Source organism: Modestobacter sp. VKM Ac-2978 (assembly GCF_026968025.1).
Taxonomy (GTDB): Bacteria; Actinomycetota; Actinomycetes; order Mycobacteriales; family Geodermatophilaceae; genus Modestobacter.
Window position 1 is genome coordinate 1 of record NZ_JAPVBP010000022.1, and the last position, 338, is coordinate 338.

1 protein-coding gene is annotated in these 338 nt (G+C 74.3%); it reads left to right on the forward strand.

Going from position 1 to position 338, the window contains the following annotated elements; genetic code table 11:
- Positions 1–21 precede the first annotated feature (21 nt).
- Positions 22–338 (forward strand): DUF222 domain-containing protein (locus O2W53_RS23805; RefSeq protein WP_269165531.1); only part of this gene is annotated, 317 nt, incomplete at its 3' end.

Sequence of the window (338 nt, forward strand, 5' to 3'; positions counted from 1 at the left end):
GAGCACGACGGGTTGAAGAGCATGCGGTCGTGGTTGATCGGGCACACCCGGCTGTCGGCGAGCGACGCGTCCCGGATCCTGCGGTCCGGGCGGGCGCTGGAGCACTTCCCGGCGCTGGCCGCCGGGTTCGCCGAAGGTGCGGTGACGGCGGCGCAGATGGACGTGGTCGCCGCTGCGGTGGGGGAGCGGGAGCGGGCTCGAGCCGCCGAGCAGGGGATCGACCTGGGCGCGTTCGACCAGGCGTGGGCACAGGTGGCCGCGGTGGCTCCGCACCAGTCGTTGGTGGCTGCGGTGCAGGCGTTCGAGGACGCGCTGGACCCCGACGGTCCGGAGCCCGA